We start from the raw sequence: 24,517 nt of genomic DNA, 5'->3' as shown, positions 1-24,517 counted from the left end.
GCCGTTATCCTTGCGGCATGACGACGAGGTGGCAGCAATGAGCCGGCGCGGCGGTAGCGCAGATCTTCCCTTGCATGGTGGACGCGTTCCGCATTGGTTGGGTGAGCGCATGACGCGGCTTGGCACGGTGATGTGCGAGGCGATCGTGCACACCTATGGACGCGATGAATTGTTGCGGCGGCTTGCGCACCCGTTCTGGTTCCAGTCGTTCGGCGCGGTGATGGGCATGGACTGGCATTCGTCCGGCATCACCACCAGCGTGATTGGCGCACTCAAGCGTGGGTTGACGCCGTTGTCTGGCGAGCTGGGCATCCATGTGTGTGGCGGGCGCGGCCGGCATTCGCGTGCCACGCCTGCTGAATTGCTGGCAGTGGGCGATGCGGTCGGGCTCGATGGCGCCGCATTGGCGCAGGCCAGCCGGTTGGTCGCCAAGGTGGACAGCGCCGCAGTGCAGGACGGCTTCGATCTGTATCTGCACGGCTTCATCGTCAGCGACGACGGCCGCTGGGTGGTGGTGCAACAAGGCATGCACGGGCAGCGCAAGCAGGCGCGCCGGTATCACTGGCTCTCCGAAGGATTGAGCAGTTTTGTGGATGCGCCGCATGCCGCCATCGATGGTGCGCATCAAGGCAACATCGTCAATCTTGCCGACCACCGCGCGGCGGCTTCGCGCGATGCGCAGGTGGAGCTGCTGCATGGCACGGCGCCGGATCAGCTGGCACGCCATTGGCAACGCATTGCCGGTGTGGAAGCGCCCGCAGCGGCCGCTGCTGCGCAAGCTCCGGTCACCGGCGATCTGTTCGCCGGGCACGCCTGGGATCCGGCGCAGCAACCGCATCTGTGCATGCCCGACCATCATGACGTGCGCAGCGAGAACGTGATCGTCCGCCGGCTGCATGCCAGCCTGGCCGCAGCCGCCGAAGCGGGGCCGCGCGATTTCACCGCATTGCTGCAGGTGCCGGGCGTGGGCGCGCGCACCTTGCGCTCGCTGGCGATGGTGGCCGAAGTGGTGCACGGCACGCCCTGCCGTTTCAGCGACCCGGCGCGCTTTTCGCTTGCGCATGGCGGCAAGGACCGGCAACCGTTCCCGGTGCCGACGCGCGTGCTCGACCACACCATCGGCGTGCTCAAGCAGGCGATGCAGCAGGCCAAACTGGGCAACGGCGAACGCTTGCAGGCGATCGCACGGCTGGATGCACAGGCACGTCGCCTGGAAGGCGCTGCACGCGGGCCGACGGTGGAAGACTACATCGCGCAGGAACGTCGCGATTCGCATCGCTACGGCGGGCGTAGCGTATTCGGGTGGGAACAGGCACCGGAGCAGGCGCACGCGCACGCAGCGCAGGCAACCCAGGCGCGTGCAGGTCGGCGATGAGCGTGCGCGAACGTAGCAGCGCACCAGTCGCCATCGACGGGCGTTGCTTCACCTACGTGTTCCCCTGCCAATGGGAAGACCATTGCAAGATCGGTTTTTCGCGGGATCCGGTGGGGCGTATCGGCAGCCTGCATTCGCGCTGGTTCGAGTTTTTCGATCTGGAACGCGGGTTGCTGGTGGAAGCCGAGCGCGAGCGCGATGCACGCGATCTTGAGCTGCAACTGCGGCGTCCGCTGCTTGCGCACAACGCACCGGCACCGATGACGATCCGCGCAGTGGCCGGTGGGCATACCGAATGGTTTCGCGGCGTGGGCGAGGCGTTGGAACATGCCGTGGCCGGGTTGCAGCAGCAAGGGTATCGCGTGTTCGTGCTGCGCGATTGGCTGCAGGCGGCGATGGCGCAGCGCATCGATCGGCTCTACGACTGGACCGCAGTGCAGTTGAGCGCGGACGAGCTGGATGGCCTGACCGGTCCCACGCCGGCGCAACGCGCGCTGCGCGATGTACTCGATGGCTGCCGCGCATTGGATTTACCCGTGCAGGCGCATCTGCCCGAGCACATCTGGGTCTGGTACTGCCGTCACGCGTAATGACTTTGCCAACGCGTTGACGTGCGCCGGCCCAGCATCGCCTCACTCTCGAGGAGTGCCATATGCAGATTGCACAACTGACATTGACCGACGCGTTCAAGGTGCTGTTTTCGGTGCGCCAGGTGCAGGCCGCCGAAATGGTGATTGCGCCGGGCCAGGGCGAAGGCGGGCCCGACAATCGCCACCGTGGTGCCGATCAATGGCTGTTCGTAGTGGACGGTACCGGTGTGGCGGTCGTCGAGGGGCAGACGCATGCGCTGCAGGGTGGTAGCCTGGTTGCCATCGAGCGCGGTGAAACGCACGAGATCCGCAACACCGGGCAGACACCGTTGAAGACCGTCAATTTCTATCACCCGCCCGCCTACGATGCGCAAGGCGAACCGTTACCGGCCGGTGAGGCGTAGGGGTGATCGCTGGGCAGTTGCGCATGGAGTTGATGCGGTCAGCCGCTGCGCAAGCGTCTGCGTTGGCGAGGCGTCACCTACGCTTCAACGCCAGGTGAGCGTCGCGTCCACCGTGCATTGACGCACGGCTTGTTACATCGGGCTGCCATCCGCCGCCTGAGAAGTGCCATGCCACAGACCAAGACGCGCCGCGCTGCCGCCAAGGACAAGCGCGAAGGAAAGTCGGCCAGTACCCAGGCCGGAGAATACGTGAAAGAAGAAATCGACCAGGTGCGCGAAGGCGCGCACGGCGTGAAAAGCACCAAGCAGGCCATTGCGATCGGGTTGTCCAAGGCGCGCCGCGATGGCGTGGATGTTGCGCCTCCCAGTTCCGCGTCCAAGGCCACCAAGAAAAAAGCCGCGCAGGACACTGCAGCGGCGACTTCCAAAAAACCGGTGTCGCCCACACGCTCGGCAGGCGCCAAAAAAGCCCTGAAGACCGCCAGCAAGGGCACTACCGCCAAGAAGACGGTAGGCAAGCATGCCTTGTCCAGGCAGACCACGGACGCCGCAAAAAAACGCACGGCCAGTGATCGCTCCACAGCAGCGAAGAAAGCGGCAGAGACCAAGGGCCCGGCAGTGCGCAAGGCGGCCGCGAAGAAAGCGGCGGCGACACGGAAGCGTGCCGAGTAAGAGCGTCTGTGCCATGCAGCGACGTCAGCGCTGACTGATTGCGGCGTGGATCCAAGACTGCGCATGCAAATGCCAGACAAGCGCGTCTCGTGCCACAGGCCTGTTTTCAGCCGTAGTGGCCCTGCGGTTCGTGCACATGCGTGTCCGCGCGCAAACGCACGCGAGGTCGCAGCCATTGCGCAAACGTCGCTTCGCTCCACGCGCCATCGGCCAGGCCCATCATGGCAACGTATTTCTCTTCCTGCGAAGCGATGAGTTCGGCGCCGTTGAGTAGCAAAAAAACCCGGTAGCACACATGGGCAGTCCGTTTGTTGCCATCTACGAACGGATGATTGCGCGCGAGCCCGTAGGCCAGACTGGCCGTCAGCTCTACAAGATCTGGTGGAGGATCGCCGTAGGAAAACAGTTGCTGCGGGCGTGCCAGTGCCGAGGCCAAGAGTGCCTCGTCGCGCACTCCGCTTGCGCCGCCGTGCTCGCTCAATTGACGTTCGTGGATCGCCAATGCAAGTGCGTGCGTGATCCAGACCAGCATGCGCGTGTTCACTTGGCCAGCTTGTTCAGCACTTGGCGATCCTCGCGCATCACCTGCTCGGCCACATCCATCTGCGCCGCCAACGTCGGGTCGAAGGCGGTCAGCTTGATGCCATCGGGCGTTTCCAGTGCATAGAGGTCGTCGCCCTTTCCAAGCCGCAGACGAGCCAGTAACTCCTTGGGCAGGATGACGCCGGCGGAATTGCCGATGGCGGTGATCTTGAGTTTCATGAGGGTATCTCGCGTTATTACGTAAGTTATAACTTTATCGTCAGCCTGTCGCAAGCGGTGTGCTGAAGCGGCTCAGCAAGCCAATCTCGCCTGCTGCGACCGATGGGTGTACAAATGTACACCTTGTTCCATCCGGCTACCGGTCCCGATGCCACCACTGACCCCTCAACGTGCCGCCGTGTTGGCCTTCCTGCAGGAGCAGGCCCAGGCGGGTCTGTCACCCAGTCTGGCCGAGATCGCGCAGGCGTTCGGGTTCGCCTCGCGCAATGCCGCGCAAAAGCATGTGCAGGCGCTGGCCGAGACCGGGTTGATCGAACTGCTGCCCAATCAGAAACGTGGCATCCGCATGCCGGGTGGAACCGGGCGCGACGTCTTGCTCACCTTGCCGGTGCTGGGGCGGGTGGCGGCCGGTGTGCCGATCGGGGCGGATATCGGCCTGGACCGGCAGTTGTGGCTGGACCGCACGCTGTTTTCTTTGCGCCCGGACTATCTGCTGCAGGTCCAGGGCGATTCGATGATCGACGACGGCATCCTGGACGGCGATCTGGTGGGCGTGCATCGCAGCAGCGAGGCGCGCGACGGGCAGATCGTGGTGGCGCGGGTGGATGGCGAAATCACCATCAAGCGGCTGGAGCGCGGCGCCGAACGCATCCGCCTGCTGCCGCGCAATCGCGCGCATGCGCCGATCGTGGTGGCGGCCGATGCCGACTTTGCGATCGAAGGGCTGTACTGCGGCCTGATCCGGCAGGGCTGAGATGAGCCAGGAGCCCGCGCGCATCAGGCAGGACGGCAATGCGGCGGTGGCATTGCCGCTGGACGCCCTGCTGGCCGCACGCACGGTGTGGCGGGCCGGTCATGGCACCGCCATCGCCCATGGCGGCGAATCCACCGGGCATGCCGCATTGGATGCGCTGCTGCCGGACGGCGGCTGGCCGCGACGTGCGTTGACCGAGTTGTTGCTGCCCGCGCACGGCAGCGGCGAAATCGCCTTGCTGCTGCCCACGCTGGCGCGCATGACCGGCGCCAGCAGCCGGGTGGTGCTGGTGGCGCCGCCGTTCATTCCCTACGCGCCGGCCTGGCAGGCCGGCGGGGTGGTGCTGGAACATCTGGAAGTCGTGCAGGCCGAGCCGCGCGAGGCCTTGTGGGCGTTCGAGCAATGCCTGCGCAGCGGCGCCTGTGCGGCGGTGCTGGGCTGGCCGCAGACCGGCGATGCACGCGCATTGCGGCGGCTGCAGGTCGCCGCCGACAGCGGCAACTGCTGCGCCTTCGCGTTGCGCGATCGCCGGCATGCGGTCAATGCATCGCCGGCCGCGTTACGGCTGGAATTCCTGCCCGAGCGCGATGCCTGGCAGGTGCGCAAGTGCCGCGGCGGGCAGGTCCCGTCGCAGCCGTTGCGGCTGGCGCATTGAGGCGCGCGCATGTTGTGGGCCTGCATCTTGCTGCCGCAGCTGGCGCTGGACACCGTCCTCCGGCGTCTGGAAGAGCCGGACGCAGCGCTGGTGTTGGTGGAAGGGCCGGCGCAGTTGCGCAGCCTGCATTCGGTCAATGCAGCGGCGGCCGCCGCCGGCCTGAAAGCCGGCATGCGGCTGTCGGCGGCGCATGCGCTGATGGCCCACGTGCGCACCATCGATTACGAGACGCAGGCCGAGGCGCGCACGCAGCGGTTTCTGGCGGCCTGGGCGTACCGGCACAGTTCCCTGGTAAGCCAGCAATGGTCGCGCGCCATCGTGCTGGAGGCCGGTGCCAGCTTTCGCCTGTTCGGTCCCTGGCCACGTTTCGAGCGCCGCCTGCGCGATGAACTGCAGGCCCTGGGCTTCCGGCACCGGCTTGCACTGGCGCCCACGCCGCGCGCCGCGCGCGTGCTGGCCGGCCTGCGCGACGGCATGGCGGTGACGCAGTTGCCGGCCCTGCACGCCACGCTGGACAAGGTGCCGGTGCGCCGCGCCGCATTGCCGGGCGATGCCGGCGAGCGCCTGCAGCACATGGGCGTGCGCACGCTCGCCGCGGTGCGCGCCTTACCGCGCGACGGGTTGCGTCGGCGCTTCGGTGCGGGCCTGCTCGAGCATCTGGACCGCCTCTACGGCCAGGTCGACGACCCGCTGGAGTGCTACGCGCCACCGGACCACTTCGACCAGCGCGTGGAACTCGGCTACGAGGTGGAAACGCATCCGGCGCTGCTGTTCCCGCTGCGGCGCCTGATCGGCGACCTGTGCACCTACCTGTCCATCCGCGACGGCGGCGTGCAACGCTTCCTGCTGCGGCTGGAACACGAGGAAGGCGCCACCGATGTCGAGATCGGCCTGCTGACGCCGGAGCGCGCGCCGACGCTGTTGTTCGAGCTTGCGCGTAACCGGCTGGAGCGGGTGGAGATCGCGCGCCCGGTAGTGGCGATGCGCCTGCTGGCGCGGCAGCTGCCACCGTTCGTGCCGGCCATGCGCGACCTGTTCGATCAACGTGCGCAGCAATCGGTGGAGTGGCCGCAACTGCGCGAGCGCCTGCGCGCGCGGCTGGGCGATGAGGCAGTGTATCGCGTCCTGCCGGCCGACGACCCGCGCCCGGAACGCGCCTGGCGGCGCGCCATCGGCGATGCGCTGCGCGAAGCCCATGCACCGCCGCGTCCGCCGCGCCCGACCTGGCTGTTGCCGCAGCCGGTGCCCCTGCACGAGACGCAGCTGCGCATCATCTCCGGCCCGGAGCGGCTGGAAAGCGGCTGGTGGGACGACGACGAAGCGCGCCGCGATTACTACGTGGTGGAAACCGCGCGCGGCCGGCGCGGCTGGGCCTTTGCCGCACCTGGCCGGGTAGATGGCTGGATGCTGCATGGGTGGTTTGCATGATCGCCCGCATGTTCGTGCGGTATCGGAGCAGGTGCCGCCTGGCTGGGGGTTGCGGCTGGGCGCGCGTGGCCGATGCCGGGGCTCCAGGCAAAACGCAGCAGCATCCGCAACCGCGCGATCTGCTGCGCATTGCAAAAACTGTCTGGCGCAGCGCGCTGTTGAAGGCAGCCGTCCATGAGCTGGGATGACGCCGTCGACGGCGTGGACCGCGATACGCCCGGTGGGCGCATGCCGCGCGCCTGGACGGTCGCCGCGCGGTTGCGCGCGGCAAACGACGACATCGCCCATGCCATGGTTGCCGACGGGCTGCCAGCCTATGCCGAGCTGCACTGCCTGTCGGATTTCTCGTTCCTGCGCGGCGCCTCCAGCGCCGAACAATTGTTCATGCGCGCGCACCACTGCGGCTACAGCGCCCTGGCGATCACCGACGAGTGCTCGCTGGCCGGCATCGTGCGCGGCCTGGAAGCCTCGCGCGCCACCGGCGTGCGCCTGATCGTCGGCAGCGAATTCGCCCTGGTCGATGGCACCCGCTTCGTGCTGCTGGTGGAAGAGGCGCACGGCTATCCGCAGTTGTGCGCGCTGATCACCACCGCGCGGCGTGCGGCAGGCAAGGGCGCGTATCGGCTCGGGCGTGCCGAGGTGGAGGCGCAGTTTCGCGCGGTGGAACCCGGCGTGTTCGCGCTGTGGTTGCCCGCTGCGCAGCCGCAGGCCGAGCAGGGGGCCTGGCTGCAGCAGGTGTTCGGCGAGCGTGCATTCCTGGCGGTGGAACTGCACCGCGAACAGGACGATGCAGCGCGGTTGCTTGCCCTGCAGCTGCTGGCGCAGCAACTGGGCATGACCGCTCTGGCCAGCGGCGATGTGCATATGGCGCAGCGGCGCGAGCGCATCGTGCAGGACACACTGACCGCCATCCGCCACGGCTTGCCGTTGGCCGAGTGCGGCGCGCACCTGTTCCGCAACGGCGAGCGCCATCTGCGCACGCGGCGTGCCCTGGGCAACATCTATCCGGATGCGCTGTTGCAGGCAACGGTGGACCTGGCGCAGCGCTGCAGCTTCGATATCTCCAGGCTTGAATACACCTATCCGCGCGAACTGGTGCCGCAAGGGCATACGCCGGCGAGTTATCTGCGACAGCTCACTGAGGAGGGGATGCGTGAGCGGTGGCCGGATGGAACGCCGGCAAAGGTCCGCGCCGACATCGAGAAGGAACTGGCGCTGATCGCGCATAAGAACTACGAGGCCTTCTTTCTCACCGTGCAGGATGTGGTGCAGTTCGCAAAGTCGAAGAAAATCCTCTGCCAGGGCCGTGGCTCATCGGCCAACTCGGCGGTGTGTTATGCGTTGGGCATCACCGCGGTCAACCCGGATGAAACGCGTCTGTTGATGGCGCGCTTCCTGTCCGAAAAACGCGACGAGCCCCCGGACATCGACGTCGATTTCGAACACGAACGCCGCGAGGAGGTGCTGCAGTACGTCTACAGCAAGTACGGCCGCGAACGCGCGGCATTGGCCGCCACCGTGATCTGCTATCGCGGCAAGAGCGCCGTGCGCGATGTGGCCAAGGCGTTCGGCCTGCCGCCGGACCAGATCGCGTTGCTGGCCAATTGCTACGGCTGGGGCAATGGCGAAACGCCGATGGAACAGCGCATCGAAGAGGCCGGGTTCGATCTGGCCAACCCACTGATCAACAAGATTCTTGCGGTGACCGAGCAACTGCGCGATCACCCGCGCCATCTGTCGCAGCATGTCGGCGGATTCGTCATCTCCGACGAACCCCTGTCGCTGCTGGTGCCGGTGGAAAACGCGGCCATGGCCGACCGCACCATCATCCAGTGGGACAAGGACGATCTGGAAACGATGAAGCTGCTCAAGGTCGATTGCCTGGCGCTGGGCATGCTGACCTGCATCCGCAAGACGCTGGAGCTGGTGCGCGGCCACCGCGGGCGCGATTACAGCATTGCCACGCTGCCAGGCGATGACGCGCCGACCTACAAGATGATCCAGCGCGCCGACACGGTCGGCGTATTCCAGATCGAGTCGCGCGCGCAGATGGCGATGCTGCCGCGGCTCAAGCCTGCGCTGTTCTACGACCTGGTGATCGAAGTGGCGATCGTGCGCCCCGGCCCGATCCAGGGCGATATGGTGCACCCATATCTGCGCAGGCGGCAGGGCCGCGAAGAAGTGAACTACCCGTCGCCGGCGGTTGAAGACATCCTCAAGCCCACGCTGGGTGTGCCGTTGTTTCAGGAGCAGGTGATGGAACTGCTGATGCATGCCGCCGATTACAGCGAGAGCGAAGCGGACAATCTGCGCCGCTCGATGGCCGCCTGGCGGCGCGGCGGCGACATGGAACAGCACCGCGCGCGGGTGCGCGAGCGCATGCAGGGCAAAGGCTACGCCTCCGCCTTCATCGACCAGATCTTCGAGCAGATCAAGGGCTTCGGTTCCTACGGCTTCCCGCAAAGCCACGCCGCCTCGTTCGCCAAACTCGTCTACGCCAGCTGCTGGCTCAAGCGCCACGAGCCGGCGGCCTTCGCCTGCGGGCTGCTCAATGCGCAGCCGATGGGCTTCTATTCGGCCAGCCAGATCGTGCAGGACGCGCGCCGTGGCAGCCCCGAGCGCGCGCGCGTGGAGGTGTTGCCGGTGGATGTGCTGCACAGCGTCTGGGACAACACGCTGGTGGGCGGTCGGCCCTGGCGCAGCGACCAAGACCCCGGCGAACAACCGGCGATCCGGCTGGGCATGCGCCAGGTCGCCGGGTTATCGGAAGTGGTGGCACAGCGCATCGTCGCTGCACGCACGCAACGCGCCTTCGCCGATATCGGCGATCTGTGCCTGCGCGCCGCACTCGATGAAAAGGCGCGCCTGGCATTGGCCGAAGCCGGCGCCTTGCAGGGCATGGTGGGCAACCGCAACGCCGCGCGCTGGGCGATGGCTGGCGTGGAAGCGCGTCGGCCGCTGCTGCCGGGCAGCCCGCAGGAACGCGAGGTGGAGTTTGCGGCACCGCGCGCAGGCGAGGAGATCCTGGCCGACTATCGCTCGGTCGGCCTGAGCCTGCGCCAGCATCCGATGGCATTGCTGCGCCCGCAGATGCGGCAGCGGCGCATCCTCGGCCTGCGCGAACTGCAGGGCCGCGGTCATGGCAGCGGCGTGCATGTCGCCGGGCTGGTCACCCAGCGCCAGCGCCCGGCCACCGCCAAGGGCACCATCTTCGTCACCCTGGAAGACGAGCACGGCATGATCAACGTCATCGTCTGGTCGCATCTGGCGCTGCGCCGCCGCCGCGCGCTGCTGGAATCGCGCCTGCTCGCCGTCCGCGGCCGCTGGGAGCGCGTGGATGGCGTGGAGCATCTCATCGCCGGCGACCTGCACGACCTCAGCGACCTGCTCGGCGAGATGCAGCTGCCCTCGCGCGATTTTCATTGAAGCTTTGTCCGGTCTGCGATTGCTGCTAAATTTCGCGCTCAGTTTGCACACGACATGGAGCAGCACATGCGGAAGGGACTTCTTATTGCGGCCTTGGGGTTGCTGATGGCTGCCGGCACTGCCGCAGCGCAGGTGGATGTCGGCGCCTATATCAAAAAAGACAAGTTTGCCGATATCAAGCTGTCGCCCAGCGGCGCGTTCTTCGCCGCGACCGTACCGATGGAAGACAAGACCGCACTGGCGATCGTGCGGCGTTCGGACAACAGCATGGGCGCGACCTTTGTGCTGGAGAAGAACACGTATGTGAGCGACTTCGCCTGGGTCAGCGAGACGCGTGTGTTGATCTCCATCGCACAGAAATACGGTCTGCTCGACAAACCGTTGCCGACCGGCGAGCTGTATGCCATCAATGCCGATGGCACCGGTGTCGAGTTGCTGGTGGGCTATCGTGCCCGGGGCACCGGGCTTGGCACCAACATCAAGGTCAAGAAAACCGAGGCAGTTGCCGCATTCCTCACCGATACCTTGCCCGACGACGATCGCAACGTGGTCGTCGGCATCTGGCCGTTGTCAGGGCAGGACCCGTATACGCGCGCAGAAAAGCTCGACGTCAACACCGGTCGGCGTCTTCCGCTGGCGCGTGCCCCGGTTCAGCGCGCCAGCTTCACCACCGACCATCATGGCGAGGTGCGTTTTGCGCAGGGCGCAGGCTCGGACAATGTCAGCAAGCTGTATTACCGCGTTGGCGGTGGAACCGAGTGGACGCTGCTCAATGACGAACAGGCCAGCGGCCGCATCGAAACCCCACTGGGCTTTTCGCAGGACGAGCGCATTGCCTACCTGCGCGTGCAGGCTGCCGATGGCCCCGATGCGATCGTCGCTTGGGACATCCAGGCCAATCGCCGTGAACAGGTGCTGCGTGACGCAGTGGCCGATCCACTGGAAGTCATCTATCGCAACGGCACCACGATCCCGGTGGGCGCCATTTTCATGGCTGACCGTCCGCGCAGCCGCTTTTTCGACGAGCAGGGCCCCGAGGCGCGGATGTATCACAGCCTGGAGGCCGCCTTCGCCGGTAATGCCGTGCGTATCACCTCCAGTACCAGCGATGGCCGCTACGTCATGTTGCAGGTCGATTCGGGCAGCAATCCTGGCGATTTCTATGTGTTCGATACGCAGGAGAAAAAAGCCCAGCATGTGATCAGCCGGCGCGACTGGTTCGATCCCGAGCGCACCGCGACCGTGCAGCCCATCGCGCTGCAGGCGCGCGATGGCGTGCCGTTGCATGGCTACCTCACGCTGCCGCGCACTGGTGCGGCGGAGCACCTGCCGATGGTGGTGATGCCGCATGGCGGCCCGTTCGAGATCTTCGACAGCTGGCAGTTCGACGACGACGCGCAGTTGCTGGCGCAGGCCGGCTACGCGGTGCTGCAGATCAATTTCCGTGGTTCCGGCAACTACGGCCGCGCTTTCCAGCATGCCGGCGCGCGCCAGTGGGGCGGCACCATGCAGGATGACGTCACCGACGCCACGCGCTGGGCGGTGACGCAGGGCTATGCGGATGCGCGCAAGATCTGCATCTTCGGTGCAAGTTATGGTGCGTATGCAGCCCTGATGGGGGCAGCCAAGGAACCTGGGTTGTATGCCTGCGCGGCCGGCTATGTCGGTGTCTACGACCTGCCGATGATGTTCACCAGCGGCGACATCCAGAAGCGCGGCTCGGGCGAAAACTATCTGAAGCAGTGGCTGGGCGACCCGGCAACCCTGGCCGCACGCTCGCCGGTGCATCTGGCCAAGCAGATCAAGGTTCCGGTGTTCCTGGCGGCCGGCGGCGAGGACGAGCGCGCGCCGATCCAGCACAGCAGGCGCATGGAGGCGGCATTGCGCCAGGCCGGAACGCCGGTGGAAACCTTGTACTACGACACCGAAGGCCACGGGTTCTATACCGAACCGCATCGGCGTGCGTTCTATACGCAGTTGCTGGCGTTTCTGGCCAGATCCCTGGGCGGTGCCAAGGCCAACTGAAGGCCAACCAGTGGCGTCGAGGCGCGCATCTCCGGATCGTGTCGACTGCGCCGTGCACGATGACCGTCGCTACGCGCCCGGCGGAGCGGCCTGCCGCAAGGCGATGACGCAAAAGCCCGGGTGAATAGCCGCCCTGGCGGGTCATCGTCATCCAACCGGTCTGTGCTACACCATGCAGGCCGGCGCGGCCGCGCCGGCTGACCTTTCATCCACGAGGCGATCATGAAGTTGGAGGCGTTGTTCGACCAGTTGCATACCTTGCCCACCGTGCCCGAGGTGGCGCAGGACCTGATTGCCCGCTTCGACGATCCGGCAACCAATATCGATGTGCTGGCGCACACCATCGAGCGCGATCCGGTGATCGCCGCCAGGGTGCTGCGGCTTGCCAATTCGGCGCGCTTCCACGGCCTGCGCGACTCCACCAGCGTGGAAGACGCGGCCATGCGGCTGGGCTTCAACACGCTGCGTACCCTGGTGCTGGCCTCGGCGATGACCGGTGCGTTCCGCGCCGGCCCCGGCTTCGATCTGAAGGCGTTCTGGCGCCACAGTTTCGAGGTGGCCGGCATCTGCCGCCTGCTGGCGCGCCAGCACGGCCTGGATCCGGAAACCGCATTCACCTGCGGCATGATGCACAACATCGGCGAGTTGCTGATCCAGTCCGGCGCACCGGATTACGCCAGCGGCATCAATCACGACACCTCATCGGCCGGCCACGCCGCCGAGGAAACCCTGCAGCTGGGATTCGGTTACCCCGAAGTGGGCGCCGAGCTGGCGCGGCGCTGGCAACTGCCGGCGGTGATCCAGCAAGCCATCGCCTACCAGGTTCGCCCGGCCGCCGCGCCCGACGGTGCACGGATGCCGCTGCTGGTCGCCCAGGCAGTGCAGGTCTCCGATGCGCTGCACGCACACGGCGGCGCCACCCCGCAGGCATTGGACGCGCTGCGCGGACCGCTGATGGACGGCGTCGACCTGGAGGGTCTGTTCGCAACCTTGCCCGACGTCATTGAGGCCGATCGCGCATTCGCCGAACTGCTGCACTGAGGATCGGCCCCGTCGGGGGCTGCGCACGCGCGCCGCTGCGTCATTCCAGGCGCAGCGTCTCGAACGCGCAGTCCTTTGGGCTGCGGGTACAGACGTAGAACAGATCTTCTCCGGGTGCCGGTGGTTGATCGAGCAGCCAAACAGCGGGATGTTGGAGCGCGACGATCAGGTTGCGCTGCGTTTGCGGCGTTTGCTGGTCGAAGTAGGCCAGGTCGACGTCCTTGCCATTGCGCAAGGTATAGCTGCAATTGACCAGCACACCCGTGCTGGTCGCTGTATCGGACCGCTTGCCGTAGTACAGCACCGACAGATGGCGCGGCCTGCCGATGTCGGCTTGTGGCGTACTGGACCACTCGCCGCGTCCGGAAGCCACTTCGATCCGCGCAGGGGCGCGATAGCGGCCGGCCTCGTGACGCACATCTGCAGGAGCGGGGCACTGCGTGCCGTGCGCAGCAGGCTCTTTGCCGAATGCGCCGACGCCTGGCAGCAACAGCAGCATGCCGGCCAGCAGGGAAGCGCTCAGTGGATGGTGCATAGTCGGGACCTCTCGGCACGCGGCCGCGTGCTGGTGCGGGGGGGGGGGCTTGTCGATGAAGATTGGCCAGCGCAAACAGCACGTCCGACTCTGGGGAGCGCGCTCATGCAAGGCGTGGCATAAAGCCAGGGTACCGATCGCCACGCTCCCGGCCGGCATTCCAAAGCGAATCGATGTCGACACCGGCGTACCGACCTGGCCTCGCTGGACCAGGTCAGCACATCGGTGGCGTAGTCCGGAGCATGCCCGCTGCGCTGGTGGCCAGGGATGTCGTTCCACCCGCCATAGTGGGCACACTGTCACGCCGCGCCGCAGCTGGACTCGGGTCGGCCCAGGCGCTAGCGTGGTACGGATTTTTTGCCCACAGGGGAATGCCCAATGAGCCATGACGCGCAGCCGCGCCAGCTCACCTTCCGCGCCGTCGTGCTGGCCATCGTGCTGGCGGTGGTGCTTTCGGCCGCCAACGCTTACCTCGGCCTGTTCGCCGGCCTGACCATCGCCACCGCCATTCCGGCTGCGGTCGTCTCGATGGGCGTGCTGCGCCTGCTTGGCGGCGGCACCATTCTGGAAAACAACATCGTCCAGACCGGTGCCTCGGCCGGTTCGTCGATCGCGGCCGGGGTGATCTTCACCATCCCCGCGTTGGTGATCATGGGCTACTGGCCGGACTTCAAATACTGGTGGGTGCTGGGCATCGCCGGCATGGGCGGCTTGCTCGGGGTGCTGTTCTCGGTGCCGCTGCGGCGCTCGATGATCGTCGAAGACCCGCTGCCCTTCCCCGAAGGCAAGGCCGCTGCCGAGGTGCTCAAGGCCGGCGAAAATCCCGGCCCGGGCCTGAAGATCCTGGCCGCCTCCGGCGCCATCGGCGCGCTGGTCAAGCTCGCCGCCGCCAGCGGTTTGCGCGTGATCCCGGACACCTGGGCGCAGGCCACCTACCTGGGCAGCAGCCGCCTGGTCGGCTATATCGGCACCAACCTGTCGCCGGCGCTGCTGGGGGTGGGCTACATCGTCGGCCTGAATGTCGGCATCGTGGTGCTGTCCGGCTCGATCCTGTCCTGGCATATCGCCATCCCGCTGTATCAGCAGTTCTTCATGGGCAGCGACCCGGCCCTGGCGCAGAGCCTGGTCGGTGCGCCGGCGGCCGATGCGGCATTCGGCATCTGGGGCGCGAAGATCCGTTACCTCGGGGTCGGCGCAATGCTGATCGGCGGGGTGTGGACGCTGTTCTCGCTGCGCAAGTCGCTGTTGTCCGGCGTCAAGAGCGGCTTTGCCGCCGCGCGCAAGAGCGGTGGCGGCGTGGTCGCCGACACCGAGCGCGACCTGCCGATGAAGTGGATGCTGGTGGCGCTGGTGCTGTGCACCTTGCCGCTGCTGGGCCTGTATCAGGCCATCGTGCAGCAGTGGCATGTGTCGATCCCGATGACCATCATCATGATCGTGGCCGGCTTTCTGTTCGTGTCGGTGTCCGGCTATCTGGCCGGTTTGATCGGTTCGTCCAACAACCCGGTCTCGGGCATCACCATCTCCACCATCTTGTTCGCCTCGGCGGTGCTGGTATTGCTGCTGGGTGAGGACGGTCTGGTGCCGGTCGGCATCGGCGCGGCGCCGTTGGGTGCGGTGGCGGCGATCATGATCGGCGCGGTGGTGTGCTGCGCGGCGGCGGTGGGCGGCGACAACTTGCAGGATCTCAAGGCCGGCTATCTGGTCGGCGCCACGCCGTGGAAGCAGCAACTGATGCTGGGCATCGGCGCGTTTTCCTGCGCACTGATCATGGCGCCGGTGTTGAACCTGCTGGCGCAGGCCTATGGCATCGGCCCGGCCACCCCGCAGCATCCCAACTCGCTGGGCGCGCCGCAGGCCACCTTGATGGCTTCGGTGGCCAAGGGCCTGTTCGGCGGCCAGCTGCCGTGGACCATGATCGCCATCGGGGCGGTGGTGGGTGCGGCGATCATCGCGCTGGACGAATGGTTGAAGGCCACCGGCAAGCGCTTCCGCGTGCCGGTGCTGGCGGCGGCGATCGGTATCTACCTGCCGCTGGAACTGATGGTGCCGATCTTCCTCGGCGGCCTGATCGCGCACCTGGTGGAGCGCTTCCACAAGATCCGCGCCGACGACGAAGACGGCCGCGACCGCGTGCACCGTCCGGGCGTGCTGTTCGCCGCCGGCCTGATCACCGGCGAGGCCTTGATGGGCATCGCCATCGCGGTGCCGATCGTGCTGTCCAGCCGCGCCGATGTGCTGGCGCTGCCGGCTGCGCTGCAGCTCAATCAGTGGGTTGGCCTGGCCATCCTCGCCGTGGTCGGCTGGCTGCTGTATCGCGTCGGCAAGCGCGGCGAACAGGCTGCCTGAGCCTGAGACAGACACGGCGCATGCGATGCATGCGCCGTCCTGGCAGGCACACAAGGCGACCTGCCCGCAGCGCCCGACGCTGCCATCTGCAACATGGCCACGCACCGCCGCGGCAGATCCCGGCGACCATCCGTGATGGCACTTCTGCGTCTGTAGCCTGTCTTTGCGCCGGCTTTATGCCAACTCCAGCGCTCATGCATAGCGCCTTTATGCCGCCGCTCCGTATCGTGCCGTCTCCCGCACGGATGATGCGTTACGGCTGCCGCATGCCTCGATCGACCCCGCTGATCTCCGCGCCGTAGGCCATCGCGCCGCCGCTGCCGCCGACAAAACCGTTAGTCCGATCACACTGCGCCTCTTTCAGCGTGCGGTTGCGGCCGCTTTTTGGCTGTCGGGCTCGACAGTTCGATAGGATCGAGCAGACGCCGCCACTGCGGCGTCGTGCAGTCGATCCACCTCTCCACGCGCATTCCCCTCACTCACTGCTGGTCTGTCGTGTCATCGATCCAGCGCTCTGCCATGGAGTTACTGCAATGCTGACTGTTATTCCCCGTTCCTCGTCCCGCGTCCGGCGCACCCCTCTGCTGGCCATCGCCGTGGCCGGCGTGCTGTGCGGCCTGGCCACTCAAGCGCAGGCGCAAGACGCCACCGATGCGCCGCTGTGCACCGATCGGCCCACCAAGGCCAATTCCACCTGTACCGTGCCGACCGGCGCCTGGCAGCTGGAAACCGACATCGGCAGCTACACCCGCGACAGCCAGCCCGGCACGCGCATCGAAACCTCGGTGTTCACCAATCCCACGCTCAAGTACGGCGTCAGCGACCGCATCGATCTGCAGCTCAACTGGGCGCCGCAGCTGCAGGTCAAGACCACCGACCGCGCCACCGGCTCACGCAGCAGCCTGAGCGGCGGCGGCGACATCTATCTGCGCATGAAGGCGCGTTTCTACGAAAGCGACACCGCCACCGTCGCGGTGCTGCCGTTCGTCAAGGCGCCGACCGCGCGCACCGGTCTGGGCAACGACGAATGGGAAGGCGGCGTCGCCCTGCCGATCAACTTCGCCTTGCCCAACAGCTTCTCGTTGACCTTTGGCCCGGAGGTCGACTGGCTGGCCGACAGCGATGGCAGCGGCCAGCACGTCGCGGTGATCAATGCGGTCAACCTGGCGCGCCCGTTGACGCCGAAGCTGTCGATGGCGGTGGAAGTGTGGTCCTCGATCAATCGCGACCCGGCCGAAACCATCGAGCAGTATTCGGCCGACATCGCCGCTGCGTATCTGATCAACCCGCTGTTGCAACTGGACGTGGGCGCCAACTTCGGCCTCAACGACCGCACTCCGGATGCGCAGGTGTATGTGGGCATGTCGCACCGCTTCTGATAAGCGCAGCGCACACAAAACGCCGCTGCGGTCCGCGCCTGTGCGGACTGCAGTGTTCCGCAGGTAGCAGCTTCATATATGTAATAAATGCCCGATGCGGTGCGACACTATGCCGTCAGTCTGCCGGGCACGCCGGTGCCGGTCTCGCCAGAAGTACGCGGACCGGGGAGGGGAGTGACAGAGAGTGGGCAGCCATGCTGCCTCTACTGGCCGTCCCGCCGGCGCCTTGCAGCATCCAGATCGGGATGCCGGGCGCAGTGCAGGGCGGAATCTCCTGATCGAGGTGTTGCAACGTGGAAACGAAATCGAAGTTGCCGATCCCGGGCCGGGCATTGCTGCTGGTGCTGGGTCTGCTGATCGCGCTGGTGGGGCTGATCTTTGTGCTGGGTGGCGCGCGGTTGGTCAGCCTGGGCGGCAGTTGGTACTTCCTGTTGATGGGCCTGGCGAGCGCCGTGGCGGGTGTGCTGATCGTGCTGCGCCGGCCGGCCGGTGCGCTGGTGTACGGCATCGCCTTCGCGCTGACGCTGGTGTGGGCGCTGTGGGATGCGGGGCTGGAGTTCTGGCCGCTGGTCTCGCGGCTGATGCTGCCTGCGGCATTCGCCGTGCTGGTGGCACTGGCCTGGCCAGCGCTGCGGCGCAGCCGGGCGTTGCCGGCCGGGCGCACGGCCTATGGCGTGGCGACGGTGCTGGCGCTGGCGGTCGTGGCCGGGATCGGCGGCATGTTCGTGCCGCATCCGCCGGTCGCAGGCAGCGCGGGGCCGGGCATGACGGCGGTGCCGCCTGGAAGCGTGCAACAAAACTGGTCGGCCTATGGCAATACCGATGGCGGCAGCCGCTTCGCCGCGCTGGACCAGATCAACCGCAGCAACGTCGACCGGCTGCAGGTCGCCTGGACCTACCACACCGGCGAGATCGCCAACAGCGACGGCAACGGTGCCGAAGACCAGTTGACCCCGCTGCAGGTGGGCGAGAAGGTATTCCTGTGCACGCCGCACAACAATCTGATCGCGCTCGACGCCAGCACCGGCAAGCAGCTGTGGCGGCGCGAGATCAACGCGACTTCGTCGGTCTGGCAGCGCTGCCGTGGCCTGGGCTACTTCGACGCCGATGCGGTGTTGCCGACGCCGAGCGTGGCCAATCCCTCGCCGATCGCCGCGGTGACGGTAGCGCAGGACGCCAACTGCCGTCGCCGCCTGTTCACCAACACCATCGATGGTCGCCTGATCGCGGTGGATGCGGACACCGGCGCGTTCTGCCAGGGCTTCGGCAGCAACGGTCAGGTCGATCTCAAGGCCGGCCTGGGCGCTGCGCCGGATCCGTTCTACCAGCTGACCTCGCCGCCACTGGTGGCCGGCACCACCGTGGTGGTGGGCGGACGCGTGGCCGACAACGTGCAGACCGACATGCCGGGTGGCGTGGTGCGCGGCTTCGATGTGGTCACCGGCGCGCAGCGCTGGGCCTTCGACCCGGGCAATCCGCACGATCGCCAGGCGCCGGCCGCCGGCAGCAGCTATGTGCGCAGCACGCCGAACGTATGGGCACCGATGTCCTACGACGCGGCGATGAACACCGTGTTCCTGCCGCTGGGCGGGCCGTCGACCGATCTGTACGGCGCCGAGCGCACCGCGCTCGATCACCGTTACGGCGCCTCGGTGCTGGCGCTGGATGCCACCACCGGTGCGGAGAAGTGGGTCTACCAGACCGTGCACAACGATCTGTGGGATTTCGACCTGCCGATGCAGCCCAGCCTGATCGACTTCCCCAACCCGGACGGCAGCCACATCCCGGCGGTGGTCATCGGCACCAAGGCCGGGCAGATCTACGTGCTCGACCGCGCCACCGGCAAGCCGCTGACCGAGGTCAGGGAAGTACCGGTGAAAGGGTCGGATATTGCGCACGAGCAGTACGCGCCGACCCAGCCGCTGTCGGTCGGCATGCCGCAGATCGGCACCAAGCACCTGACCGAATCGGACATGTGGGGCGCCACTGCGATCGACCAGATGCTGTGCCGCATCGCGTTCAAGCAGATGCGTTATGAAGGCCTGTACACCGCGCCTGGCACCGATGTCTCGTTGAGCTTTCCCGGCTCGCTGGGCGGCATGAACTGGGGAGGTCTGTCGACCGACCCGGTGCATGAGGTCATCTTCGCCAACGACATGCGCCTGGGCTTGTGGGTGCAGATGATTCCTGCCGACACCCGCAAGGCCGAGGTGGCCGGTGGTGGCGAGGCCGTCAATACCGGCATGGGCGCCGTGCCGCTGAAGGGCACGCCGTATGCGGTCAACAAGAACCGCTTCCTGTCGGCGCTGGGCATCCCGTGTCAGGCGCCGCCGTACGGCACGCTCAGCGCGATCGACCTCAAGACGCGCAGCATCGCCTGGCAGGTGCCGGTGGGGACAGTGCAGGACACCGGCCCGTTCGGCATCAAGATGCATCTGCCGATCCCGATCGGCATGCCGACGCTGGGCGGCACGCTGTCCACCCAGGGCGGGCTCGTGTTCATTGCCGGCACCCAGGACTACTACCTGCGCGCGTTCGACAGTGCCACCGGCAAGGAACTCTGGAAGGGCCGCCTGCCGGTCGGCAGTCAGGGCGGGCCGATGACCTACGTCTCGCACAAGACCGGCAAGCAGTATGTGGTGATCAGTGCCGGCGGTGCGCGGCAGTCGCCCGATCGTGGCGATGACGTGATCGCCTACAGCTTGCCTGACGCGCACTGACACCGCCCCCCCCGTGGCCACGTCGCCAGCTGCGTCGGCGTGGTCACGGAGCGGCCGACAAACCTCGCGCGTGCCTGACGGCTGCGCACTCGCGTCAGCCGCTGTTGGCTGCAACCCGACGGCCGGGTGCCTCGCACATCCCGGCCAACGTTCCCGTTACCGCAGCGGCGCTTGGCACACCGCCATGCATCGGCACCGATGGCCGTGCACGCTGCCCCGATCAGAGAACCACGATGCATCGTCTGTCTTTCCTCCCGCGCCGCAGTGCGCTGGGCTACGCCTTGTTGCTGGCACTGCCGGCCACCGCAGTCGCCGCGGGCGACACCACGCTGACCGGCGACTGGGGCGGGCGCCGGTCCGCCTGGGCCGGGCAAGGCGTGAGTGTCCGCGGCGACTACGTGTCCGAGACGTTTGGCGTGGTGGACGGTGGCTACGAAAACACCAGCGCGCGCTATGCGCAGCAACTGCGGGTGGGCGTGGATCTGGACATGGCCAAACTCGCCGGCTGGGGCGGTGGCAGCCTGCATGTCACCATCAACGACCGCCGCGGCCGCAGCACCTCCGCCGACCTGGTCGGCAATCGCTTCCCCATCCAGGAAGTGTACGGAGGCCAGTACACCCGCCTGAGCGAGTTCAGCTACGACCGCAGCTTCAACCAGGGCAGGACGTATCTGAAACTGGGCTTCTATGCGATGGGCAACCAGTTCGCCTCGCACACGTTGCTGGTGAACTTCGTCAATGCCGCGTTCTGCGCGCATCCGCTGGCGTTTTCGGCCAATAGCGGCTGGTACAACTATCCGGCCGCGCGCTGGGGCATCGAAGGCGCGCAACAGCTGACCCCGCAGCTCAACCTGCATGCCGGCTGGTTTCAGGTCAACCCGAATCTGGGCTTCGGTACCCGCGACACCTACGCGTTCGAGCCGTTCGCCAGCGGCACCACCGGTGCGATCTTTCCGCTCGAATTTACCTGGAAGCCGGTTGCCGCGCGCTACCCGGGCGTGTACAAGTTCGGCGGCTACTACGATTCCTCGTCGGCACCCAGGCGTGGGCTGGATACCAGCCGCAGCACCGGCCGCGACGGCGCCTATCTGCTGGTCGAACAGAAACTGTTCACCCCGGGAGCGGACCCCAGCATCGGCCTGACCGGATTCGCGCAATACATGGCCAGCGACCACGACAGTGCGCTGATGACACGGTGGTATTCGGTCGGCGGGGTGTACCAGGGCATCGGCACGCGCACGCAGGACCGCATCGCACTCGGCTATGTGGCCGGCAGGATCAATCATCGGCTACTCGATGCACGCCGCGCAGAACTAATCGATGCCGGCGTGGCGGCCGATTCGCCACTGGCCGGGCTGAGCGCTGCCGAAGAGCTCTACGAGCTTGCCTACAGCGCGCAGATCACGCCGTGGCTGATGTTGCGCCCGGACCTGCAGTACATCGTCAATCCCGGGACCTACGCCTATACCCACACGCGCAACGCAGTGGTGGTCGGGCTGCAGGCCAAGCTCACGTTCTGAGTGCGACCTGCGCTGCAGCATGGCGCGCCGTTGCCGGACGGCGCACTGCGTGCAGCGCGCATTCGGCGCCTTGCAGGGCGCGGCCACGTGCGGCGCCTGAGGGCGCATGATCTTGTGCCTTTGCGCGTGCGCCGCAGCAACGCCTACCATCGACGTTTTGCCGTTGCAGGAACTCTCGATGAAGCTTCGTTACGCCGTGCTGCCCCTGTGTCTGTTGACCGCCTTGCCAGGTCTTGCCGCTGCGCGCGGATTCGATGTGCGCGACATGGTCGCGCTGGACCGGGTGTCGTCGCCCACGCTCAGCCCCGACGGCAGCGTGCTGGTGTTCGCCAAGCGGCAGGCCAAGAGCAGCAACGGCAAGCCGGCCACCGGCCTGTGGACGCGCAATCTGCGTACTCGCGATGCCGCGCCGCCCAGGCGGCTCACTCCCGACGGCTGGAACGTCAACAGCCCGGCGCTGTCGCCGGACGCCAAGACGGTGTACTTCCTCAGCGGTAAATCCGGCACGCAGCAGCTGTACGCACAGCCGCTGGCCGGCGGCACGCCGCAGCAGCTGACCGCCTTTGCGGTGGATGTGGACAGCTACAAGCTCTCGCCCGACGGCAAGCGCATCGCCTTCAGTGCCGGCGTGTTCCAGGACTGCGGCTCGGACCTGGGTTGCACCAAGAGCAAGCTCGCCAACCTCAAGAGCGCCAAGGCCAGCGGCGTGGTCTATGACCAGTTGTTCGTGCGGCATTGGGATACCTGGAACGATGGCCGCCGCAACACCTTGTTCGTCGCCGAGCTGCCGGCTGCCGGCGCCAAGGCCGTGGCCGGTGCCTCGGCGATCAGCGCCACGCTGGCCGGCGACGCGCCGTCCAAGCCGTTCGGTGGCAATGACGATTACGCCTGGTCGCCGGATGGCGCCAGCGTGGTGGCCAGCGTGCGCATTCCGCAGCCGCATGGCCCGGAAGCGAACAAGAACGCCAAGGCCGGCGCCAAGCTCACCGGCAACGACGAGCCGTGGCAGACCAACTTCGATCTGTACCGCCTGGATGCCACCGGCAAGTCCGCGCCGGTCAATCTGACCGCGGCCAACCCGGCCTGGGATGCCGGCCCGGTGTTCAGCAGCGACGGCAAGACGTTGTACTACCGCGCGATGAAACGCCCCGGTTTCGAGGCCGACCGTTTCGGCCTGATGGCGATGGATGTGACCAGCGGCAAGACACGCGAGATCGCGCCGAAGTGGGACCGCTCGGCCGGCGAGATCGTGTTGAGCGATGACGGAGCCAGCGTCTACACCAGCGCCGACGACCTCGGCGAGCACCCGCTGTTCAAGATCGATATCGCCAGCGGCGAGGCCACCAAGCTGGTGGGCGAGGGCAGCGTGCATGCGCCGACATTGGCCGGTAACACGCTGGCGTTTACGCGCAGCTCGCTCAAGAGTGGCGACCAGGTCTTCGTCAGCGACACGCAAGGCCAGGGCCTGCGTGCGATCAGCCAGAGCGCCGGCGAACTGCTGCCGGACGTGCAGTTCGGCGACTACGAACAGTTCCAGTTCAAGGGTTGGAACAACGACACCGTGCATGGCTACGTGGTCAAGCCGTACAACTATCAGGAAGGCAAGACTTACCCGGTGGCATTCCTGATCCACGGCGGCCCGCAGGGCAGCTTCGGTAATGGCTGGAGCAATCGCTGGAATCCGCAGACCTACGCCGGGCAAGGCTACGCGGTGGTGATGATCGACTTCCACGGCTCCACCGGCTACGGCCAGGAATTCACCGACGCCATCAGCCAGCATTGGGGCGACCGCCCGCTGGAAGATCTGCAGAAAGGCTGGGCCGCCGCGCAGAAGCAATACGGCTTCCTCAACGGCGACAAGGCCTGCGCATTGGGCGCCAGCTATGGCGGTTACATGGTCTATTGGATGGCGGGCAACTGGAACCAGCCGTGGAAGTGCCTGGTTGACCACGACGGCGTATTCGACAACCGCACCATGGGCTACGCCACCGAGGAATTGTGGTTCAGCGAATGGGAAAACGGCGGCACGCCGTGGCAGAACCCGGCCGGCTACGAGAAGTTCAACCCGGTGCTGCACGTGGACAAGTGGAAGGTGCCGATGCTGGTCATCCACGGCCAGCAGGATTTCCGCATCCCGGTCGAACAAGGCCTGGCTGCGTTCACCGCGCTGCAGCGCAAGGGCATCGACTCCAAGTTCCTGTACTTCCCGGACGAGAACCACTGGGTGCTCAAGCCGGCCAACAGCGTGCTGTGGCACGACACCGTCAACAGCTGGCTGAAGCAGCATATCGGCCAGTGAGCTTGCGATCGCACGCCGCCTGGAGCGGCGTGCCGGTTGCTCGGAGCAACCCTGGGGTCAGACTGATCGGGAACGACTGAAAAGAGCGGAGTCCGTTTGGTTTGCTGTACGCCCAAAGCGAGTGATGTCTGGTGCAGCGCCATCTGGCGTACCCGTGGCTGCGTCCACCGTGCGCAAGTAAATCCTGTCATAGGATATGGTGTGACCAAACGCCCTGAGCAGTTGTTCGTGCGCCAAGCCGCGAAACGGCGGAACGGAAAAACGGCGAGCACTGCGCGTCGCGACCACGTCACAGCATCGCTTCGCCGCGTCAGATAACTGCTCATGGCGGCATCAGAGTTCTCTGATTGCAGCGTAGGAAGACCACTCATCCCGCCGCCTATTACGAGCCATTCCTCATAGCCTCAAGAGCTTGTATTGCTGCCTTTGGGCTCCTGCGGGGACCGGCAAGCCCTGGCGGGTAGTTGACATCGAATTGACGGCGCGCAACCTTAGAGCGGCTAACAAAACCCTTGAATTCTGTTGAGTCGGCGACAACATTGCCGGCATGACACGTCGCAACGAGATCCCTAGTGCGCTTTGG

Annotated in this window: 19 protein-coding genes; 15 read left to right on the top strand and 4 right to left on the bottom strand. The window is 66.5% G+C overall.

Annotated elements, in window-relative coordinates; all coding sequences use genetic code 11:
* The first annotated feature begins 37 nt into the window (after nt 1-37).
* From XarbCFBP7408_RS08000 to XarbCFBP7408_RS07985, 4 genes are all read left to right on the top strand, one after another.
* Nucleotides 38-1,375, top strand: a complete 1,338-nt coding sequence (locus tag XarbCFBP7408_RS08000; protein ID WP_104562506.1) for a DUF763 domain-containing protein — start codon at nt 38-40, stop codon at nt 1,373-1,375.
* Nucleotides 1,372-1,965: a GIY-YIG nuclease family protein gene (locus tag XarbCFBP7408_RS07995; protein ID WP_104562505.1), complete on the top strand. Its 594-nt coding sequence runs from the start codon at nt 1,372-1,374 to the stop codon at nt 1,963-1,965. The genes XarbCFBP7408_RS08000 and XarbCFBP7408_RS07995 overlap by 4 nt, the downstream gene beginning before the upstream one ends.
* 62 nt (nt 1,966-2,027) lie before the next feature.
* On the top strand, nt 2,028-2,369 hold the full coding sequence (locus XarbCFBP7408_RS07990; protein ID WP_104562504.1) for a cupin domain-containing protein: 342 nt from the start codon (nt 2,028-2,030) through the stop codon (nt 2,367-2,369).
* Between the two features lie 168 nt (nt 2,370-2,537).
* Nucleotides 2,538-3,041: a DUF6496 domain-containing protein gene (locus tag XarbCFBP7408_RS07985; protein ID WP_104562503.1), complete on the top strand. Its 504-nt coding sequence runs from the start codon at nt 2,538-2,540 to the stop codon at nt 3,039-3,041.
* Nucleotides 3,042-3,147: 106 nt separating this feature from the next.
* Here XarbCFBP7408_RS07985 and XarbCFBP7408_RS07980 read toward each other — a convergent pair whose 3' ends face one another.
* Nucleotides 3,148-3,573, bottom strand: a complete 426-nt coding sequence (locus XarbCFBP7408_RS07980) for a type II toxin-antitoxin system death-on-curing family toxin (protein WP_029818875.1) — start codon at nt 3,571-3,573, stop codon at nt 3,148-3,150.
* Nucleotides 3,574-3,581: 8 nt separating this feature from the next.
* Complete coding sequence (locus XarbCFBP7408_RS07975) at nt 3,582-3,803, bottom strand: AbrB/MazE/SpoVT family DNA-binding domain-containing protein (RefSeq protein WP_104562502.1); 222 nt, start codon at nt 3,801-3,803, stop codon at nt 3,582-3,584.
* A gap of 148 nt (nt 3,804-3,951) precedes the next feature.
* Between XarbCFBP7408_RS07975 and lexA the strand changes: the two genes are divergently transcribed.
* From lexA to XarbCFBP7408_RS07950, 4 genes are all read left to right on the top strand, one after another.
* Nucleotides 3,952-4,557, top strand: a complete 606-nt coding sequence (gene lexA / locus XarbCFBP7408_RS07970; RefSeq protein ID WP_104562501.1) for a transcriptional repressor LexA — start codon at nt 3,952-3,954, stop codon at nt 4,555-4,557.
* A gap of 1 nt (nt 4,558) precedes the next feature.
* Nucleotides 4,559-5,212, top strand: a complete 654-nt coding sequence (imuA, locus tag XarbCFBP7408_RS07965) for a translesion DNA synthesis-associated protein ImuA (RefSeq protein WP_181106787.1) — start codon at nt 4,559-4,561, stop codon at nt 5,210-5,212.
* Nucleotides 5,213-5,221: 9 nt separating this feature from the next.
* Entirely contained in the window at nt 5,222-6,640 is a 1,419-nt protein-coding gene (locus tag XarbCFBP7408_RS07960) for a Y-family DNA polymerase (protein ID WP_104562500.1), read from the top strand.
* A 174-nt stretch (nt 6,641-6,814) separates the two neighbouring features.
* Nucleotides 6,815-10,066, top strand: a complete 3,252-nt coding sequence (locus tag XarbCFBP7408_RS07950; RefSeq protein ID WP_181106785.1) for an error-prone DNA polymerase — start codon at nt 6,815-6,817, stop codon at nt 10,064-10,066.
* A gap of 146 nt (nt 10,067-10,212) precedes the next feature.
* Here the strand turns inward: XarbCFBP7408_RS07950 and XarbCFBP7408_RS07945 are convergent, their stop codons facing one another.
* A complete protein-coding gene (locus XarbCFBP7408_RS07945) occupies nt 10,213-10,416 on the bottom strand; it encodes a hypothetical protein (RefSeq protein WP_080716326.1) in 204 nt (67 codons plus the stop codon).
* Between the two features lie 82 nt (nt 10,417-10,498).
* Here XarbCFBP7408_RS07945 and XarbCFBP7408_RS07940 point away from each other — a divergent pair, with 82 nt between their 5' ends.
* Together XarbCFBP7408_RS07940 and XarbCFBP7408_RS07935 are read left to right on the top strand one after the other, a co-directional pair.
* On the top strand, nt 10,499-12,091 hold the full coding sequence (locus tag XarbCFBP7408_RS07940; protein ID WP_104562589.1) for an alpha/beta hydrolase family protein: 1,593 nt from the start codon (nt 10,499-10,501) through the stop codon (nt 12,089-12,091).
* Between the two features lie 222 nt (nt 12,092-12,313).
* A complete protein-coding gene (locus XarbCFBP7408_RS07935) occupies nt 12,314-13,132 on the top strand; it encodes an HDOD domain-containing protein (RefSeq protein ID WP_104562499.1) in 819 nt (272 codons plus the stop codon).
* 40 nt (nt 13,133-13,172) lie between these two features.
* Here the strand turns inward: XarbCFBP7408_RS07935 and XarbCFBP7408_RS07930 are convergent, their stop codons facing one another.
* Nucleotides 13,173-13,667, bottom strand: coding sequence for a DUF3757 domain-containing protein (locus XarbCFBP7408_RS07930; RefSeq protein WP_181106783.1), 495 nt, complete (start codon nt 13,665-13,667; stop codon nt 13,173-13,175).
* 378 nt (nt 13,668-14,045) lie between these two features.
* Here XarbCFBP7408_RS07930 and XarbCFBP7408_RS07925 point away from each other — a divergent pair, with 378 nt between their 5' ends.
* The 5 genes from XarbCFBP7408_RS07925 to XarbCFBP7408_RS07905 all read left to right on the top strand — a co-directional run bounded on the left by XarbCFBP7408_RS07925 (nt 14,046) and on the right by XarbCFBP7408_RS07905 (nt 23,934).
* Nucleotides 14,046-16,016 carry an OPT family oligopeptide transporter gene (locus XarbCFBP7408_RS07925; protein ID WP_104562497.1) on the top strand — a complete coding sequence of 657 codons (1,971 nt, stop codon included), beginning with the start codon at nt 14,046-14,048 and terminating at the stop codon, nt 16,014-16,016.
* Between the two features lie 533 nt (nt 16,017-16,549).
* Nucleotides 16,550-17,395 carry a transporter gene (locus XarbCFBP7408_RS07920; protein ID WP_104562496.1) on the top strand — a complete coding sequence of 282 codons (846 nt, stop codon included), beginning with the start codon at nt 16,550-16,552 and terminating at the stop codon, nt 17,393-17,395.
* A 293-nt stretch (nt 17,396-17,688) separates the two neighbouring features.
* A complete protein-coding gene (locus tag XarbCFBP7408_RS07915) occupies nt 17,689-20,115 on the top strand; it encodes a glucose/quinate/shikimate family membrane-bound PQQ-dependent dehydrogenase (protein ID WP_104562495.1) in 2,427 nt (808 codons plus the stop codon).
* A gap of 233 nt (nt 20,116-20,348) precedes the next feature.
* Nucleotides 20,349-21,635 carry a carbohydrate porin gene (locus XarbCFBP7408_RS07910; protein WP_104562494.1) on the top strand — a complete coding sequence of 429 codons (1,287 nt, stop codon included), beginning with the start codon at nt 20,349-20,351 and terminating at the stop codon, nt 21,633-21,635.
* A 178-nt stretch (nt 21,636-21,813) separates the two neighbouring features.
* Nucleotides 21,814-23,934 carry an alpha/beta hydrolase family protein gene (locus XarbCFBP7408_RS07905; protein ID WP_104562493.1) on the top strand — a complete coding sequence of 707 codons (2,121 nt, stop codon included), beginning with the start codon at nt 21,814-21,816 and terminating at the stop codon, nt 23,932-23,934.
* Nucleotides 23,935-24,517 lie beyond the last annotated feature (583 nt).

It is taken from the genome of Xanthomonas arboricola pv. guizotiae, assembly GCF_002940205.1.
GTDB classification, from domain to species: Bacteria; Pseudomonadota; Gammaproteobacteria; order Xanthomonadales; family Xanthomonadaceae; genus Xanthomonas; species Xanthomonas arboricola_C.
The sequence above is the reverse complement of the archived record's forward strand: the minus strand, read 5'-3'. Positions and strand labels throughout refer to the sequence as shown.

Bases quoted from the DNA above. Each gene is read 5' to 3' on its own strand.
- XarbCFBP7408_RS08000 (WP_104562506.1), top strand. From the start codon at position 38: ATGAGCCGGCGCGGCGGTAGCGCAGATCTTCCCTTGCATGGTGGACGC.
- XarbCFBP7408_RS07995 (WP_104562505.1), top strand. From the start codon at position 1,372: ATGAGCGTGCGCGAACGTAGCAGCGCACCAGTCGCCATCGACGGGCGT.
- XarbCFBP7408_RS07990 (WP_104562504.1), top strand. From the start codon at position 2,028: ATGCAGATTGCACAACTGACATTGACCGACGCGTTCAAGGTGCTGTTT.
- XarbCFBP7408_RS07985 (WP_104562503.1), top strand. From the start codon at position 2,538: ATGCCACAGACCAAGACGCGCCGCGCTGCCGCCAAGGACAAGCGCGAA.
- XarbCFBP7408_RS07980 (WP_029818875.1), bottom strand. From the start codon at position 3,573: ATGCTGGTCTGGATCACGCACGCACTTGCATTGGCGATCCACGAACGT.
- XarbCFBP7408_RS07975 (WP_104562502.1), bottom strand. From the start codon at position 3,803: ATGAAACTCAAGATCACCGCCATCGGCAATTCCGCCGGCGTCATCCTG.
- lexA (WP_104562501.1), top strand. From the start codon at position 3,952: ATGCCACCACTGACCCCTCAACGTGCCGCCGTGTTGGCCTTCCTGCAG.
- imuA (WP_181106787.1), top strand. From the start codon at position 4,559: ATGAGCCAGGAGCCCGCGCGCATCAGGCAGGACGGCAATGCGGCGGTG.
- XarbCFBP7408_RS07960 (WP_104562500.1), top strand. From the start codon at position 5,222: ATGTTGTGGGCCTGCATCTTGCTGCCGCAGCTGGCGCTGGACACCGTC.
- XarbCFBP7408_RS07950 (WP_181106785.1), top strand. From the start codon at position 6,815: ATGAGCTGGGATGACGCCGTCGACGGCGTGGACCGCGATACGCCCGGT.
- XarbCFBP7408_RS07945 (WP_080716326.1), bottom strand. From the start codon at position 10,416: ATGGAGATCAACACACGCGTCTCGCTGACCCAGGCGAAGTCGCTCACA.
- XarbCFBP7408_RS07935 (WP_104562499.1), top strand. From the start codon at position 12,314: ATGAAGTTGGAGGCGTTGTTCGACCAGTTGCATACCTTGCCCACCGTG.
- XarbCFBP7408_RS07930 (WP_181106783.1), bottom strand. From the start codon at position 13,667: ATGCACCATCCACTGAGCGCTTCCCTGCTGGCCGGCATGCTGCTGTTG.
- XarbCFBP7408_RS07925 (WP_104562497.1), top strand. From the start codon at position 14,046: ATGAGCCATGACGCGCAGCCGCGCCAGCTCACCTTCCGCGCCGTCGTG.
- XarbCFBP7408_RS07920 (WP_104562496.1), top strand. From the start codon at position 16,550: ATGCTGACTGTTATTCCCCGTTCCTCGTCCCGCGTCCGGCGCACCCCT.
- XarbCFBP7408_RS07910 (WP_104562494.1), top strand. From the start codon at position 20,349: ATGCATCGTCTGTCTTTCCTCCCGCGCCGCAGTGCGCTGGGCTACGCC.
- XarbCFBP7408_RS07905 (WP_104562493.1), top strand. From the start codon at position 21,814: ATGAAGCTTCGTTACGCCGTGCTGCCCCTGTGTCTGTTGACCGCCTTG.